The sequence below is a fragment of the Sphingomonas sp. FW306-05-A genome (assembly GCF_058782275.1).
Genome location: NZ_JBYSXN010000005.1, coordinates 73,933 through 90,447 on the forward strand (window position 1 = coordinate 73,933; position 16,515 = coordinate 90,447).

General features: G+C 61.2%; 15 protein-coding genes. 6 read left to right on the plus strand and 9 right to left on the minus strand.

All coding sequences use genetic code 11. The annotated features are described in order from the left end of the window. Nucleotides 1-35 precede the first annotated feature (35 nt). Nucleotides 36-1,286: a surface lipoprotein assembly modifier gene (locus tag AC3WJR_RS19135; protein ID WP_492727094.1), complete on the plus strand. Its 1,251-nt coding sequence runs from the start codon at nucleotides 36-38 to the stop codon at nucleotides 1,284-1,286. Between the two features lie 787 nt (nucleotides 1,287-2,073). Here AC3WJR_RS19135 and AC3WJR_RS19140 read toward each other — a convergent pair. The 4 genes from AC3WJR_RS19140 to AC3WJR_RS19155 all read right to left on the minus strand — a co-directional run bounded on the left by AC3WJR_RS19140 (nucleotide 2,074) and on the right by AC3WJR_RS19155 (nucleotide 6,418). Next, nucleotides 2,074-2,520: a hypothetical protein gene (locus AC3WJR_RS19140; RefSeq protein WP_492727096.1), complete on the minus strand. Its 447-nt coding sequence runs from the start codon at nucleotides 2,518-2,520 to the stop codon at nucleotides 2,074-2,076. A 339-nt stretch (nucleotides 2,521-2,859) separates the two neighbouring features. Further along, nucleotides 2,860-4,323 carry a S41 family peptidase gene (locus tag AC3WJR_RS19145; protein ID WP_492727098.1) on the minus strand — a complete coding sequence of 488 codons (1,464 nt, stop codon included), beginning with the start codon at nucleotides 4,321-4,323 and terminating at the stop codon, nucleotides 2,860-2,862. A 413-nt stretch (nucleotides 4,324-4,736) separates the two neighbouring features. Further along, nucleotides 4,737-5,402: a hypothetical protein gene (locus AC3WJR_RS19150; protein WP_492727100.1), complete on the minus strand. Its 666-nt coding sequence runs from the start codon at nucleotides 5,400-5,402 to the stop codon at nucleotides 4,737-4,739. Nucleotides 5,403-5,605: 203 nt separating this feature from the next. Continuing rightward, the gene (locus AC3WJR_RS19155) at nucleotides 5,606-6,418 is read right to left on the minus strand and encodes an ATP-grasp fold amidoligase family protein (RefSeq protein WP_492727102.1); all 813 of its coding nucleotides are present in this window, start codon (nucleotides 6,416-6,418) and stop codon (nucleotides 5,606-5,608) included. 255 nt (nucleotides 6,419-6,673) lie between these two features. On the opposite strand from AC3WJR_RS19155, the gene AC3WJR_RS19160 reads away from it, so the two are divergent. The 5 genes from AC3WJR_RS19160 to AC3WJR_RS19180 all read left to right on the plus strand — a co-directional run bounded on the left by AC3WJR_RS19160 (nucleotide 6,674) and on the right by AC3WJR_RS19180 (nucleotide 9,940). Further along, nucleotides 6,674-7,291, plus strand: a complete 618-nt coding sequence (locus AC3WJR_RS19160; protein ID WP_492727103.1) for a class I SAM-dependent methyltransferase — start codon at nucleotides 6,674-6,676, stop codon at nucleotides 7,289-7,291. Between the two features lie 39 nt (nucleotides 7,292-7,330). Beyond that, on the plus strand, nucleotides 7,331-7,513 hold the full coding sequence (locus tag AC3WJR_RS19165; RefSeq protein WP_492727104.1) for a hypothetical protein: 183 nt from the start codon (nucleotides 7,331-7,333) through the stop codon (nucleotides 7,511-7,513). A 953-nt stretch (nucleotides 7,514-8,466) separates the two neighbouring features. Further along, entirely contained in the window at nucleotides 8,467-8,736 is a 270-nt protein-coding gene (locus AC3WJR_RS19170; RefSeq protein WP_492727106.1) for a hypothetical protein, read from the plus strand. Beyond that, entirely contained in the window at nucleotides 8,736-9,281 is a 546-nt protein-coding gene (locus tag AC3WJR_RS19175; protein ID WP_492727108.1) for an SHOCT domain-containing protein, read from the plus strand. Before AC3WJR_RS19170 ends, AC3WJR_RS19175 begins: the two co-directional genes overlap by 1 nt. A gap of 404 nt (nucleotides 9,282-9,685) precedes the next feature. After that, entirely contained in the window at nucleotides 9,686-9,940 is a 255-nt protein-coding gene (locus AC3WJR_RS19180) for a hypothetical protein (protein ID WP_492727110.1), read from the plus strand. Nucleotides 9,941-10,017: 77 nt separating this feature from the next. Here AC3WJR_RS19180 and AC3WJR_RS19185 read toward each other — a convergent pair whose 3' ends face one another. The 5 genes from AC3WJR_RS19185 to AC3WJR_RS19205 all read right to left on the minus strand — a co-directional run bounded on the left by AC3WJR_RS19185 (nucleotide 10,018) and on the right by AC3WJR_RS19205 (nucleotide 16,460). Continuing rightward, entirely contained in the window at nucleotides 10,018-10,953 is a 936-nt protein-coding gene (locus AC3WJR_RS19185; RefSeq protein WP_492727112.1) for an N-acetylglucosamine kinase, read from the minus strand. Then, nucleotides 10,950-12,089 carry an SIS domain-containing protein gene (locus AC3WJR_RS19190; RefSeq protein WP_492727114.1) on the minus strand — a complete coding sequence of 380 codons (1,140 nt, stop codon included), beginning with the start codon at nucleotides 12,087-12,089 and terminating at the stop codon, nucleotides 10,950-10,952. The genes AC3WJR_RS19185 and AC3WJR_RS19190 overlap by 4 nt, the downstream gene beginning before the upstream one ends. Beyond that, nucleotides 12,082-13,365, minus strand: a complete 1,284-nt coding sequence (locus tag AC3WJR_RS19195) for a D-tagatose-bisphosphate aldolase, class II, non-catalytic subunit (RefSeq protein ID WP_492727116.1) — start codon at nucleotides 13,363-13,365, stop codon at nucleotides 12,082-12,084. Before AC3WJR_RS19195 ends, AC3WJR_RS19190 begins: the two co-directional genes overlap by 8 nt. Before the next feature lie 69 nt (nucleotides 13,366-13,434). Then, nucleotides 13,435-14,364: an EamA family transporter gene (locus tag AC3WJR_RS19200; RefSeq protein WP_492727118.1), complete on the minus strand. Its 930-nt coding sequence runs from the start codon at nucleotides 14,362-14,364 to the stop codon at nucleotides 13,435-13,437. Beyond that, nucleotides 14,361-16,460: a glycoside hydrolase family 36 protein gene (locus tag AC3WJR_RS19205; RefSeq protein WP_492727119.1), complete on the minus strand. Its 2,100-nt coding sequence runs from the start codon at nucleotides 16,458-16,460 to the stop codon at nucleotides 14,361-14,363. Before AC3WJR_RS19205 ends, AC3WJR_RS19200 begins: the two co-directional genes overlap by 4 nt. Between the last annotated feature and the right edge of the window lie 55 nt (nucleotides 16,461-16,515).

The window sequence follows — 16,515 nt, forward strand, 5'->3', positions numbered from 1 at the left end:
CGATCACCTGTCCTATCGGTACGGTATCCGGGCAGATGACTGGATCGCCGCAGCACTTGAACGCGATCGACGTCTTCGATCTGGCAGGGCGCGCGGTCGCGGACGGACGTGATGCCGATGCGCTGAAATTGTACGATGCTCTATCGCACGATCCTGATGTCGAGGTGCGCAGCGAGGCACTGTTTCGTAAAGGACAATTGCTTGCCTCGCGACAGCACTGGCGTGAGGCGGCGCTGGCCTATCGCCGGTTGCTCGATGCCAAGCCCAGTGCGGCGCGAGTGCGGCTGGAACTGGCGATGGTGCTCGCCCGGCTCGGCGATGAGATCGGCGCCCGTCGCCAGCTTCGGCTGGCACAAGCCGCGGGGCTGCCGTCCGACGTCGCCGAGCAGGTGTCGCAATTCTCGCGCGCGCTGCGCAGCCCCAAACGGCTGGGCGGGTCTTTCGAACTGACGCTCGCTCCCGATACGAACATCAATCGCGGTACGCAGGCACGCACGCTAGATACGGTCATTGCGCCGCTGCTGCTCGATCGCAATGCGCGTGAAACTTCAGGTGTCGGCTTGCGGCTGCGCGCGTCGGGATTTGCCAAGCAATCCGTCACGGATCGCGTGTCGCTGATCGCGCGGGCGACGGGGGCGGCAGACCTCTATCGTGGCGGCAGTACGAACGACATCCTCGCCACCGCTCTGCTCGGCGCCGAATGGCGCGGACCTCGGGATCAGTTGGGCGTAACTTATGGTATCGGCAAACGCTGGTACGGTGGGCAGGCCTTCGCCGACAGCTATCCGCTGACCGGCGAATGGCTTCACCAGATGGGCTTGACGACGCAGCTTACTGCAAACGTCAGCCGCAGCGCGATCCGGTACGATCGGAACCGGTTGCAGGACGGGGCGCTGTACGATGCCAACGTCAGCATCGAACACGCGCTGTCCGCCCGATCAGGGATCGCGGTGGGTGGGGGTGTGACGCGGCAGACGGCGCGCGACCCCAGCTATGCCTCTTGGTCTTTTGGCCCGCTCTTTTATGGTTGGCGGGAATGGGGACCCACCACGGTGTTCGCCTCGGCGACGGCCCGGCGACTTGTAGGTGACGAACGTAACTTTCTATTCACTGACAAGCGGCACGAATGGTTCTTGTCAACCCGCACCGGCCTGATTGCACGGCGATGGTCAATACGTGGTCTGTCACCGACCGTCCGCTTCGGTTTCGAAAGAAACGTCTCGACGGTCGCGATATATGACTATCAGCGCGTCTTCACGGAGATCGGTTTGTCGCGGACTTTTTGATTGGTTCACCGTCGCGCAGGCTGATGGCTCCTCTCCTACGTCTGCTTTCGGGCCTGTGGTAAGCGCGCTTGAACGACATTTATTGGGCGTGAGCCGACCGGCTGCTTTCCCGCCCGAGAGCGGACGGTTCGGTTTCAGGCAGGATGACCGGCCAACTGCCCTCTGAATGTCGGAACGTGGTGGTTAGTCTAGCTGCCGTTGTCTTAGACGCACCGCCGCTGCTGGTCGGAGTAGCGAAGGTTGCTTACCGACACGCGTATGGCGTCCTCAGAGCCGTCAGGGCGGGTGACAGCCTCTCGAAGCAACACGCTTCGCACTTCGTATTTTCTTGCTTCGCATATGAAGATTTGAAGACTGTCTGGCCCGTCCCATCGTAACCGCGTGAAGCCAACGATCGCACCGTCCGCTGCCAGCACTTCGCCCGGCTCTATCACGGACCCACTACTCGCGTTCTCTAAGAGAACTCGCGTTGAATTGGTAGAAGACGCGCCACGAACTTTGACCTCGATCGATGCGATAACCTGATGATCGGGGGAAACGCTTCTGCCGCTGGCTTCCCATCTGCCGCAAGCACTCAAGCTCACGCTGAGCAGGGCAATGAGAACGAGCCGCTTCATGGCCGCGCCCTAGCGCACCAATCGAAGGTCCGGAAGTGGGCGCTTCCTGCCTGACCGCTTTCTTTGCCAGAACCTGCCGGACGCCCCTAAGGCGGCTCGCCTCGATCGACGGTACCTGAATGGCTCGACCTGGCGGAAAGGAGAAGGGCAGCTATTCGGCCAAATATCGCTCAAGCTTCCTCTGGATAGTTTTTGCAGTTTGCAAACCCGGCCGGCACTTGCTTTGCAGTCCACGCGCCTCTTTCCGATTTCGATATGAGAAGCGCAGAGGTCGTATTGTACGTAGGCACGAACACGTCACCTGGGCTGCCTAAAGCTCGGTCGTAGAAACAGAGACGCAGGAACGTCGGATTAGCAGAAACTATCCTAAAGCTCATCAACCATGATTTATCGTCGCGGACCAGTTCCGCTCCCGCAATCGCTCTCTTTACGCGGACAAAGCCATAGTCTGCGAATGTCGATTTGCCGGGAAGCCGCCGAGGTCCGACCGAGTTTGGAAAGCTAGTCAGGTCTAGATTCTTGATGACGTCATCTACCTCGCTCACATCGACAGAAGCAGCGAGCGACGATCCGCTTGAGGCAAGCGCTGCGAGAGCGAACAATTTTACCAACTTCATGTAGGCCACCTTGCATCCAGACTGGCGATAGGCAGGACAGTGCCGCGCGAAAGACCTGCTTTCAAGCTCAGCCGATCGCGCCGTTTACGTCCGGTTCTGGGCGGTTTCAGTTCGTCCGCTTTCTCGCCCGATAGCTGCCGGTCAGCTTTCGGGCGAAGCACGTGCTGGATCGAGACGGGAACGGCAATATGTGGTGGTGAGCGGACCGTCCGTTTTCGGGAATGCCGATGGCGATAGCCGACATAGCGGTGCGCCCCCTTTCCCGAAAACTATGGTGAAATGGGAATTGCGAAACTGCACGATCTCAACGACGTCTGATCGGGACGCGATTTCGTGTCACTACGTCGGCGGACGTGAACGGTTCAAAGTGCGAAGCGCCTCGAGAAGCGCAGTGTCGCGTCCAGCGCGAAGATCAGCCGACGAAGCGAGGACGACGAGACTTGGCGCCACACCGGCCCCTTCCAGGCGCGTTCCGTCCAGCATGATTAAGTCCTGCACCGGCACCTGCACCCGCCCGCCGTCGGGGAGCGGAAAGGTGGGGGCACCGAGGACGGACCCGTTCGTTCGCCGTCCGATCACAATGGCACGGCCAAGCCGCTTCAGTACCGCAGTCGATACCTCTGCGGCGCTTGCAGATGCAGGACCGGTCAGGATCGCGAGTGGGCCGGCATAGGGCGCAGCATCGCCATCAGCCTCGGTCTTGAACACCCCGAGGCCGGACGCGTCCATCGTCCTGTAGACGGGGCGACCCGGCGGCAGGAGAAGATTCAAGAGAAGCATCGGGAACCCGCCGCTGTTGAAGCGGAGATCGATCACCACACCTGCCGGTCCGGCCTGCCGCAACGCTTCCGCGACCTTTTGAACGGGTTCCGCCTCGAACTTGTCGAACCGGATGTAGCGTACGCCGCCGGCAAGGGACCGGACTTCGACGGCCGACCGAACCCGTCCACAATCGACGTCGAAGGCGACCTTGCTCTTCGAGCCATCGGGAACGGCAAGGTTGCGAAAACCGTCTCGTCCGCCGCCTTCCCACTTCCCGATCTGGTCGGGCGTCAGGCGAAGGAGCGTAGTCATGATCCGACGCCCCGATGGGGCCGGCTTGTTGGCATATTCCAGTACAAGCCATCCGGGCGCCACACCGGCTTTGGCCGCAGCAGAGCCGGGGATCACCTCACCCACTTCGATCCCGATTTCCTTCCCGCGTCGAATGGGAGTGAGAAGCATCCCGCCGTCTGGTTCCGGACAAGGCGCTGAGACCGGCAATTGGGTTTGGATACCCCCGTCCGCCTTCGCGCGCTTCGCTACTGCGATCGGCATCTCCACGCTGACATGCGATACCGGGAAGGTCTGGGCCAGTCGGGCCATCACGTCCCAGTAGAGATGCCAGTCGTCGGCACTCTTCGCAGCCTCGATACGCCAGTGTCGTCTGAGCTTCGGCCAGTTGAACCCACCGAAAGACTGATCGTAATAATGTGCGGAAATCTGCGCCGCGAAGGCGTCGTAGATGGCGAGACGCCGCTCCACCCCGGTCAATCGCCCGAATGCCTCCGCCGCGCGCCTGGCATCCTGCCGAGCCGCCTCCTGGCGCGGCCCGACAACAAGGAAGAAGTAGGCAACCAATCCGGCGAACATCAGGACCGCCGCAGCGACGGCGCCGCCGAAGATGCGAAGCAGCCATCTCAAGACGGTTGGTCCTTTTGGCAAGGGCCCGGACGCCGAAGCGCACGCGAGAAGCTCCCGATCCTTCTCGGACGATTCAGCGGCAGGGAGCTTCGTACCTTCGTGGGTGCCATCGTCAATCACGACGCGACGCTATGCGCTTAGGCAACGCCTGTCGAATTTGGCGGCGAATTTCCTGCAAACGAAGGTACAGCGGGAAAAGCGTGGTGCGACAGTGGTTTCATCGTCGCCAAACGTGCCGCTTTCCCAAAATCTGTTCCCGATCGAGTTTTCCCGAAATTGCCTGCTGGACATGGAAAACGGGAATCTGATGATGGCTCGAACGGCAGGTTTCAGGATCGTGCGCGTACAGACTGAACGACCGGGTTTGGGCGTTTCCGGTCCGTCCGCTTTCCCGCCCGATAGCTGCCGGTCGGCTTTGACGAACAGTCGGCGCGCCGGCCGTGCCTGAACGTCGCGACCTGGTGGTGAGCGGAACGGCGGCTTTTGCGCGACGAAATTTTAAAAGCGGCGTATCGAACTTGATAAATGAATGGTCAGAAGCTTGGATCGGGCCCGGTAAGATAACGTTCAACCCCGACTGCGAGTGTCCCAACCGTTGCGGCTAGGATAGTTTCCGGGTCCTGTGTCACGAGCAAATCAAGAGCCATCTCGCCCTGACTGACAAGCAATTGGCTTCCGTTGGTGCCTGTAAATAGCAAGCCCTTGGCTACGAGACAGGTATGATCCGCACCAATAGGAACTGCCCCAAATGCTGTATCTGGGTTAGCCCACCAATCGTCTGAAACTTTCTCGGCCGAAATCGTCCAGTCTCGTTGCCACAACACTTCAACTTGCCAATGCGTGAACGGCCAGGCGCGTGTCTCGTCCGGGCGCAAGTGCTCCGGCAGCGCCTCTAAGGGAAGCGCCGTCATGCCGATATTGTTCAGCTTAGAAAGGGTATCAGCCATCCTGCTGCGATACTCCGATGCAGCGGATAGAACTTCCTCCGGCGCTCGCAGCGCCAAGGTGAAAACCTCGAACTTGAACACGATGTCTCGGCTGTCACTTACGGCCAATAAAGGCGGTCGGTTCCGGCGCAGCAACCAAACGCCCCATGCCTTGTCTTGCTGCCCGCTCACGCCGTAGCCGACGAGCCCGTGGCATAGGGAGCGTAGGTCTTCGTCAGACGCTTCTATCTTCTCAGGCGGCGCATCGTTCATGGGGCATGCCTAGCAGATTACGGGCATCGTTGCTCCGCCTTGCGGTGACTATCGATGTCCGCTTTCAAGACGGACGATGCGTGCAGTGGATGTCCGGGAGTGGGCGAGGTGGAACGGCAGCTTCGCAGCCAAAGGACGCGATTCCCGCCACTCAACTGCTTAGGGACGCTTCCCAAATGCGGCCGTCCGTTCAGGTAGAATAGTCAACCATCGCGCAGCTCCTCTCGCGCCTGCCGCCAGAGCGTGCCCATGTATCGGTCGAGAGAAGCCGGCACGACCGGCAGCAGTCCGGAGCCCGGATAAACGGTCACCTCGCCGAATAGCGACTTTCCCGCGACTTCGTAGCAGTCGATGCGGAGGAAGTGATGACCCCGCGCCAGCCGCTCAGCCCCAGCGATCAGCCGATCAAGGGTGCACGGGCGGGCGGGATCGGGATCGCCGGTCGGTGGTGAGACTCTAAGCCAGCCGCGGTTCATTACGATCCAGCGGTGCGCGGTCGCTCGGTCGAGATGGACCTGCACGAACGCCGCACGGCCACCGAACACGAACAGCTTGTAGTCGATGGGCAGCACTTCCTCTTGCCCGAGATAGGGCTCAATGAGCAGCCCCGACGGCACGCTCGCATAGGCCCACTCGTCCAACCAGCGGCCATAGCGCATACCACCCCAAGACTCCGCCTGCGAACGTGCCGCCTCCCATTCGGCCAACGTCCGCACGAACGCAATGTGCCCGCAGCCATGTCGTGCCTTGACCACCAGCGGTAACGGTGCCGGCGGCTCCTTCGGCAGCACGCGGCCTTCCCACAGTGTTGGAATTACCCAGTCACGCCCGAGCGCGAGGGCGACAAATTCCTTGACCGCAACCTTGTCGACAAGGTCCGGCAGCCGAGGATCGCGGTCGTAAAGCTTGCGGTGTTGCACCCATTCAGTGAACCGCTGCGGCGAATTTAGATGCAGAGCGCGACGGTGCTGCCACAGGTAGGTGAGATGGACACGTAGCAGGGCAAGAAAAGTCACAGGCGATTACATTGCGCGTTTGGACGGGTCGACGCAAGGATGGTCAGCAAGAGCAACATAACGGCCACGCACGACCGGCAGCGTGAGCCGATGCGAAGACCCATACCCGGTCATTTAGCGCTTATCGGTCGCGTCCCAGAAGCGGACGCCCGTTCATCGATGCGGTGTTCGCTTATCATCCGACGATGCTTCAATACGTGTCGGTTATGCCCGCGTAGTGGCCAGCATCGATCTCATCCGTCACAAGCTAATCGAATGATCAATGACGACATACCGCCCCAAGCCTTCACCAAGCAAGACGAAGGCGACGACCTAGCGTTCTATGCGCCGCCCCGGCTCGTTGCACACATTGACGAAAGCGCAATAGCTGCATTGAGCGGCTTTTATCGCCACAAACTACCAACAGGTGCTCGTTTGCTGGACCTAATGTCGAGTTGGGTCAGCCATCTGCCTGATGACCGTTCCTATGCCAATGTCGTGGGCCACGGTATGAACGTTGAGGAACTCGCCGCCAACCGGCGCCTTGACCAATGGTTCGTGCAGGACCTCAACGCCCAACCAACTCTGGCCCTTGCAGATCAGGCCTTTGACGCTGTGCTGTGCTGCGTCGGTGTGCAGTATTTTCAACGCCCTTTCGAGATGTTTGCTGAGGTGCGGCGAACGCTGGTACCGGACGGCCTGTTTATCGCGAGCTATTCCAACCGTTGTTTCCCCACCAAAGCCGTCGCGATCTGGCGCGCTCTAAATATGGAGGATCAAGCATCGCTAATCAGCAGCTACATGAACCGTTCAGGCTTTCACGACGTTAAGGCCCATGTCCTTGCTGACGGGAGCTCGGGCGACCCGCTGGTCACGGTTGTCGGTTTGGCATGATCATTTGGATAGTTTCGTAACGGTTGGGAGACATACGATATGAACGTCAATGCACAAGGCGAAGATACTCCGTCTGAACGCGCAGAGATCCACTTTCTTGCCGCTCTGGTCGACGAACTCATGCGAAAAATGCTGACGGCTGGCGTGGTTTCGCAAGCCGATCTGAACGAGATAGAAGCAGCAGTAGCAGAGCGTACAGGCGGTGATCCCCGAGCTTGGTAGCAAACGGGTACAAGACCGTACCCGATCAGGCGGCGCCGAAACGGGAAATGGATAGGATGCGGACCCATTCTGGGTCATTCATGGCTCCCTGCTCGCTCTCCGATTCTAGCCGTTTGTTCAACTCGAACGTAGGGATTGGTAGCGGTTCAAGTTGGGTTTCATGCTGATCGCATGAGGGCGAAGCGAATTTAGGTGACTAGGCATTCGCCACAGCACTGCTCGATATCGTCTTTGGCAACGCTTTAGTTGAAAGGCGGCATAGCAGGATGAAACGCCAAATAGGTCGCCTGCTGATCCCGCCGCTGCTGCTCGCCGGTGCATGCGGCCGCGGGTACGCGCAGAGAGCAGGTGTTTGGGAGGCGCTGGCCGTTGTCGACGGGACGCCACTCGGCGCTCCCGTCAGGGAATGCCGTCTAGCCGACGCGCAACTTGCCATGATGCAAACATGGCCTGCGGGTTGTGTCGCAAAGCCTCTGCAACACACGACGTCAGGCATCACTAGCGAGGCAAGATGTGACAACACCAGAACCGGTCCATCGCTGCTTCTCCGGCACGAGCTGACAGGCGACTTGGACCGACGCTATCGGATCGTGACATCGAGCCGGATCGATGGAACTGCGACAACCCAGCCAACGCGTCGCTCGACCGTGGCATTGCGGTATCTTGGACCGTGCGCCGGTGGAAGGAGTACGGTTTCTGGATCAGATGCGGCCGGTCAGCGCAGGCCGGTGCGAGAGCCGCTGTCGATCGTGCTGGCCCGGATTATCGTACCTCCCGTCCTAGTGTTGGGCTTCATCTCAGCGACAGGCTAGCTCTTCCGCCGGCGCTGGCGCGATCGACTGGAGCAGGCAACCGTCACGAACATTGTAACCGGTGCATCTGGCGCGGCCACGATCCCCGTCTTGGTCACCTTCACGGGGGTTCGAGGTCTGCCATGGTGGTATGGCATCGGCATGAACAACGCCGCCCCGCTTCTGGTCATCGAGCCTGACGGACTACGCTTCCGCGTCATTCGCCAGCAGCATCGCTCCTTTGCCGATATTGCGTGCGTGGATGTCCACCAGGCCAAGCGCACAGTGAACCTCGACTTCACCTTCTACGGGTCGGCATTTACCTTCGCTGCCAACGTCGGCACGGTCGCGCTGGCGGCGCATGTCATCGCGTCGCTGCCATCAGGCGTTCTCTTGTCGCCACGCGCACAGACGCTGAGGGCGGCGGCGTGATGAACGCGATCGCGATCTACATGTTGAGCGGTATGGTGCTGAGTAGCTTCATCGCCGCGGCAAAGGACCGCTCCGTCATCTTCTGGGCGGTGTGCGGGATCGTCGCCAGCCCGATCGCCGTCGCGGTCGTCATGTGGCTGCCGTCCCGTCGGCCCGTGGCTCCGCCCCGGCATCCGCCTTACGCGATGCGCTCGATTGCCGACGAGATCGACGCGCTAGACGACATGCGCCAGCGCGGCATGATAACAGACAGTGAGTTCGCTCAGGGCGAGGCGCAGATCTTGGCATGGCCGGTTACGTCGCCGATCCCACCCGCACTCTCGCCGCAGCGCGTAATTGCAGACGGCAGGCGCACTTGGGCAAGCTATCAGCTGGCGACAAGGGCCGCCTTTACGAACCTCGCACGCCGTCATCGTCTCGATATCTATTGGCATGACGACTTGCCGTTCGAGGTGGTTGCCACCTATCCGGTGCAGCTAGGCCTCTCGCTGGCGTTCACGCTGGCGCTGGAGGAGGACGCGATCCACTGTTGGGGCGAGGGGTGAGATCTTGAAAGCGCCAAGATCGGACGACCCGACAAGGGCATACCCGGCGACGTCGATCAGGCGCTTGACGCGTTGGTCGAAGGGACGAGTCGCATCGTCATTCGGACGGCCTACGGCACCCAAACTCCGTTTCATATCTCTCTGCAAATATTAAGGAACGATCGATGGCGTACGGTCCGACGCCGCTTTCATCTGCCATGGCCGCCACTGTGGCAGCGGCGGATACTGATGAACGATCAGGCTGATAAGTTGACCGACGTTGCGTAGAGACCCGGAAACTTTTCAAGGCGACATGGTGGGATGAACGACGACAAAGCCGAGGCTGCTGAGACCTCGATGACGCCGACGAACTATGCTGCGGCGGCGCATCCGCGTAGACCGTGGTGGAAACGATATCGTCGAACGTGGATCATTTCTTAGTCGCCATAGGCAGCATTGCCCTCTTCGCAGCATTTAGCTTCGGTGGCCGGGACAGTAGCGGCGATGCGGCAGGGCAAGACCTCGCAAGCGCATTCGAGGCTCTCTTTTTCATCTTTGGCGTATTCGTCATTGGTGGGTTGGCACTGATCATATGGCTGTCTCGCTACGTGCGGATACCGACGATCGTCATGGGAATTTTCGGGCTGGTTGCGTTGTCAGCTCTAGTCCTGATTTGGTGATCCTATGCTTCGGTAGGGTAGCCGCCATTGAGACCCAATGCCGGACGTTCACCGCGGTTTTCGGTGCTTAGCGTCGATCAGGTAGCACGCGATCGCTCGAGCAACTCTGCGTATAGTGCTGCTCCTACGCCCGGTTCGTGGCGCGGCGCGATCAGTTCGTAAGGCGACTGCTGCTCCAGCGCGCGCAGGAAGGACTTTCGCACGGTATCCTGCTTGGTCAAGACGCCGCCGGACCAGGAGAGCAACACCGTTTCGCTTTCCGAGAATTTCAACCGATAGCGTAGCGCCTGTGCCATTTGTGCCAGTTCCTCGCCTGCGCGGTTGAGAATGGCGGCGGCGTGCCCATCGCCCTCACCCGCCGCCTGCACGACAATCGGCGCAAGCGCAGCGATTGCGTCGCGGGTCATGCCCCCTTCTCCCATTACCCGTGCGCAAATATCCAATTCGCTGCCGAGATCGAGCGCCGCGACGAAGGCACTGTGCAGCGGCCCGGCAACAAGGCGACCGTCGCTCATCCGGGTGAACGCGTTGAGACCTTGGATCGCGATCCAATAGGCCGAGCCCTCATCGCTGAACATCTCGCCCCAGCCTCCAACCCGCGCGGACAGCCCCTGCCGCTCGCCATAGCCGATCGAACCCGTCCCCGCGACAAGGTTGATCCCGTCGGCACAGGCTAGCGAGCCCGCCCAGCCGCACACCATGTCATTGTCGCAGGCGTAGCGGTCGTGTCCGAGAATTCGCCCGCACGCAGCGTTCAGCAACGGATCCACTGCGGCGTCCTCCCCGTAGGCCGGCAGTCCGAAAAACGCGTAGCGCAGTTCCGATGGCGCCACCGCGAGTTGGCCGCATACTGCGCCGACCCCGTGCGCGATCCGGGCGACTGCCTCGTCGAGCCCAACCTGCAAATGATAGGTCGTTCCCGTCAAAGCCCGTGCTACGACCGCACCGCTTGCATCGCTGCACACGAACTCAGTCTTGGTGCCGCCGCCATCGACGCCGAGATAAAAGGTCATGCTGCCGGCGTATGGATGCGGACGCCCTGCACGACACGGTTGACCGTGCCGCTTGCATTGGGCCGGTCGGGGGTACGACCCTGTCGCAGCGAGCAATGCAGACCGAACAGTTGCGCCGGAACGATGTAGGGGAACAGCAGGTCCGATTCGGTGAACGCGGATGCGCCCTCCACCAGCAGCGTGTCACCGCCGCCATCCTGCGCGGAGATCGCGAAGATGGCACCGCAACGTCCGTCCGCGCGCAGTTCCGCGAGGATATCGAGATCGTATAGCCGGGTCAGCGGATCGTTCGAAACGAACACCACCACCAGCGTTCGAGCAGTAACGATCGTCTTCGGACCATGACGGAAACCTAGCGCGGAATCGAACGCCGTCGGAATGGCGCCATCCGTCAGTTCGAGTAGTTTGAGCGCCGCTTCACGTGCGAGGCCCTGGAACACACCACTGCCCAGATAGACGACCCTCTCGAAATCCTGTGCGGCGAGATCTACGGCGATGCCATCGGCTTGCGTCAAAGTGTTAGCGACGGCGGTCGCGATCGCCTCTACTCGCGCATCCATCGTATCCACGCCGGTGAAGATCGACAGCGCCGCCACCATCATCGCGCTGAAGCTCGAAGTCATCGCGAAAGCGCGGTCGTGTGTTTCTTCAGGCAAAAGAACGACATGGCCGTGCGGGCCGGCGCGCTGCGCCAGCGCACCCTCGGCATTGCAGGTGATGACAAGATGATGGACCGACAGGCGCGCGTCGGCCAGATCGACCGCGGCGATGCTCTCCGGGCTGTTCCCCGATCGACCGAACGACACCATCAGCGTCGGTCGCTTCGAGTCCAGATAAAGGTGTGGCGCACCAACGATGTCGGTGGTCGCCACCGCCTCAACCGGACGGCCGAGCGTCGCGGTCAGCCACGGCGCGAGACACTCGCCGATAAACGCCGACGTGCCGGCACCACACAGCATGATACGCAAGTCCGCCTTGGCAAGGAGCGGCGCAAGGAACGCGTCGATCGCGTCGCGCGTCGCGATTAGCACGGCCTGCGTAGCGCGCAGCGTGGCGGGTTGCTGCAGGATTTCGCGCCGCGTCCAGCTATTGTCGCTGGTAGCCGGTCGGTCAGACGCAACAAGGGTTTCAGGCATTGGGGTTACACGCTCCATGATAGGCGTCGAGCGTCGCGGCGATGTGCGCGACAATGAGATCCACTGGGTCCAACGTCGCTGTACCGGCGCGAACAGCGGCATAAGCGACAGGGAGATATTGGCTGAGCAGCGGCAACGGCGGCGCGTGCGCGCGCAGATTGTCGAACAGTTTGGTTTGCGCTTCGACGATTGCGGGGTCGGGCCAGTAATAGCGGATGCGGTCGCTCAGGCTGTATTGCAGCTGGAGATCGAGCGCTCCGCCGGTCTCGTGATAGTATTTCTGCCAATTGCCCGGCTCGGCCTTCATCCGCGCAATCGCAACGTCGCGGAGATGGGAACGCTCGTCGGGCGCAACCGTCTCGCTTTCGATGGCATCAAGCGCCCACAGTGCTTCACGCAACGCAAAGGTCACGCCGGGACCGACCTTGAGGATCGCGAAATGATCTTGCACCAACGCGGCAAGCGAAGCAGCGGATTGATAATCGGTCGAATGCGCCTCGAACACGACGTGGTCGACAGGCACGATCGCGGCACTCAGCGCCCGTGCCGCCTCAGGTCGGTAATCAACCACCTTCATGTGATCGAACTCGACGCCCGGTTGCACAACCGTTGCGATCACGCGACCCCAAGCAGCCGCAAGCCCGCTTTCCGCAAATAACGCGCGATGCATGTCGAGCGTCGCCAGTGCAGCCTCGGGCGTCGTAATTGCGAGCGTTTCGAGGTCTTCTGCTGCGCCACCGGGCACCGGCACTTCGGTGCCGATCACATAAACCGGGGCGTCTGCCGTATCTCCCAAAAAGGCGTTTTCCGCTGCGCGACACAGTCGCGCGGCGCGTTCCGCAATGGTCCGCTCGGGCAATGGGTTCGGGTCACCCGCACACGCCATCGAGCAATCGAGATGGATCTTCGAAAAGCCCGCGCGAACATAGTCGGCGATCATCGTCTCGGCCTTGGCCATCGCGTTGTCCGCCGACAGGCTAGTCCAGGCATTAGGACCGAGATGATCCCCGCCGAGCGCCAACCGTTCAAGCGGAAAGCCCAACCGATGTGCGATCGCCTCGACAAAGCGGCGGAAGTCGGCGGGCACCATGCCGGTGTAACCGCCGTCCTGATTGACCTGGTTTGAGGTCGCTTCGATTAGCACGACCGGCGCATCGCGCCGCAACGCATGCGCGAAGGTCGCCTCGATCACCAACGGGTGGGCCGAGCAAACCGAAGTTACGCCGATCGCTTCCCCGTGCTTGTGACGCGCGATGATGTTTCGAATCAATTCCATCAACTTCTCCTGTCGATATGTATTAGCGCATCACTCGCAAACTCGCAACTAAGCGAAGCAAAACGAAACCTATTTAACGAGAGTACCGTCGGTTTCGGGATCATCGCCGCCTGTGGCGTCGGGCTCGAACGCCAGCATTAGCGATGCGGCCAAGGCAAGCCCGATTCCGACGAGCTTGATCGACCCCGGCATCACGCCCAGCGCGACTAATGAGATGATGGCAGTCGCGAGCGGCGCGCCGGCGTTCGTCAGCGGCGCCACTATGATCGCCTTGCCGTAGCGAAAGGCGAAGACTAGCGTCAGCGCACCGACAGCGTTCAAGACTTGGATTCCGGCAGCCAACCACGGACCGTCCGCACCATAGTTGATGGGCCGGCTAAAGTCGGTCAGCATCAGCGCAACGGGCACGAGCGCGAGACCGGTGACGGTCATGTAGAAGAAGATGCTTTCGCCCGACATGACCCGATTGGCGGATTTCATGAAATAGGCTTGAAGCCCCCAACAGGCCATGACGATCAACGCCATCCACATCCAGCTCCCGCCGGACGCAGCACCGCCCGGCGCGAAGTCGAAGGTCGGCAGCGCGAGCAGAGCAAGTACGATTCCAACCGCACCAAGGCGCCCGGTGCGTTCTCCCATGAACAGGAAGGAGAGTGCAATCGTGACGACCGGCGACAAGGAGATGACCGGAAAGATCAGGTACGCCGGCCCCCGCGTTACGGCGTAAAACAAAACCATTTGTCCGCCCGCGCCTAGCAATCCGACCGCAAGGCCGTGAGCGACAGCGCGCGGGTTGGTGTCGAGCTTCCATTTGGCCTGCGCCAGTACGATCACCGCGGGCGGGATCATCGTCAGCGCCCATACGCAATATACCAGCGTCTCCGGGAAACCATGCTGCGGCGACAAGCCCGAAAACGCCCCCCAGATTCCCCACAGAACGACGGTTGCCAAGGCGTTCAGCAACCATACCCGGCTACCCGACGTCGCGCTATTAGTCATGCTGCAGCCTTTTGATTGAGCGGTGTGGCGGCAAGCACTAGGAAATGCTCGAAGTGTGCCGGCAGGCTGGCAACAGGACCGCTGACGGTCCCCAGCGGCTGCCCGGTGAAACTGTTGGTCAATCTATGGCGCCCTGGCGGTAGGCCGCGCAGCGTGACGGTTCCGGCCCATGTATCGGCGTAGAACGCATAGTGCATTGCCCCGCCCGCGCGGATCGCGTGGCTCTCCGGCCTATCGAAGCCAATGTCGTACAGGCCGCCGAGATACTCCCCCTTGGGCAGCATATTCGCGCGGTACAGTGCGATCCACTTGCGCCACAGCACCTCACGTTCCGGGGTCAACGCGATTCCGCCGGGTGGCAACGGATCGGTAGTGTTGACTGGATCGTGCGGCCAGGTAAATTTTGTCGAGACAATCGCACCGACGCCGTAATGCGTGGCAAAGTCGTTGTGCCGGTCGCTCAGCTCGACGTGATCGCCGGCATAGGGCGCAGACGGCCCCATCAGCGCCTTGAAGGTCTTGCCCTTCAACCGAATCTGCCACGAGGAAGTTGGGTCGGAGGCCGGGGTGTGGTTCATCCCTGGCATGTTATGAAACGCGAAGGAGTCGCCGCACGGGCAGATCTCGATTACTGCGTCGGGGTTGATCGCCATCGCCTCGTCATAGAGCGCCTTCCAGAAATCCTGCAGCTTCTCGTAGGATTCTTCGGGGCGCGCATGGTTGTGCGCAGGGTTATGGCAAGGCGCGACCCCATTCAAATGCTGGCCGTCGAGCTTTAGCCCTTCGAACCCCCATTCCCCCAGGATACGGCGAACCTGCCCACGGAAGTAATCGACCACCGGCGGATACGCCGGGCACATGGTATAGGCATTCCAGAAGCTGACGTTCTGCGCGGCACCCGTTGCATCGAGCAATAGCATGTCGGGATGATCGCGCAGCAGATCCGTGCCGGGGTCGACCGCGAGTGGTGCGAGCCATAGGCGGGGGCGCATCCCCCCCGCTTTCATCGCGCTGGCGAACGCCTTCATGTCGGCATTGCCACGCGGGAATTTCTTCGAGTTCAGCTTCCAGTCACCCTCCGATGTCTGCCAGCCATCGTCGAGCACTGCCCATTCAAGGCCAATCTCCTTAGCCTTGCCCATCGCCGTCAGAACCTCAGCGGTCGTAAAGTCGCGGCCGTATCCCCAGGCGCACCATACCGGCGCGTAGCTCGCGTCGGGAATTGCGGGAGCAGCAAGCCCGCGCTCGGCCATCAGTCGACGATAGGCGTCGAGTGGACGAAAATGATCGCCCTCATGTACCATTAAAAATACCGGCGGCAGATCGAGCGACGCCCCCGGTGCAAGCAGCGCGGGCTGGTTCCCGGAGATCGCGATGCGTGTGCCCGTTGGCTGACCCGAGACCGGCAGCGACACTAGCCGTGGCGCGGTGTCGATATGCCCGACGGCAAGACCGGCATCGCGACGCCACACCACTGCGACCGGCGTACCGCCGCCATAATCAGATGCGTTCATCCCCATGAAGTTGTGCTGGCCGAAGCCCGGCGAAACGCGCTGCACCCAGTCTCTTCGATCGGGGTAAGACGCTCCCGAGAAACTCCAGGCGCCATCGGTATGCGCGAGTAGATCATGCGTCGCCGCCTGCCATCCCGTAACGACGACCGGCGCGGCGCTGGTGTTGCGATAGCGTACGTCAAGCAGCGCGAGACCGGGGTAGCGATCGAGGAACGTCACCGAAACACGCTTCTCGATCCGCCCGGCCGATGTTCCACGGAGGTGATGGACGCGACCCGTGCCGTGCACACCAGATACGTTTTCGTGAGTCTGATCGAGCAGCAGAAATCGGTCGATGACCTGCTCATCGGCGAGCCGGATCGCCTCGCCCGGTTCCATCGCAGTCAGGACCGTGCCGCCTCGCGAAACCCGCGAATGGAGGCCTGAATCGAATTCGATCGTCAGGACGCCATCGCTCAGACGGACTGCCGATCCGCCCTTGGCCACGACGCGCGCAAGGGCCTGCGGCGCGACTAACAGGGCGGCGGCAGTGCCTGAAAATTTCGCGAGCAGGCGACGGCGAGAAAGGATGAAACTCTGCACTGCAGCCTCCCGAAAGTTAGGCCACCTCATGAAAACGGGAGCGACCTTGAACACG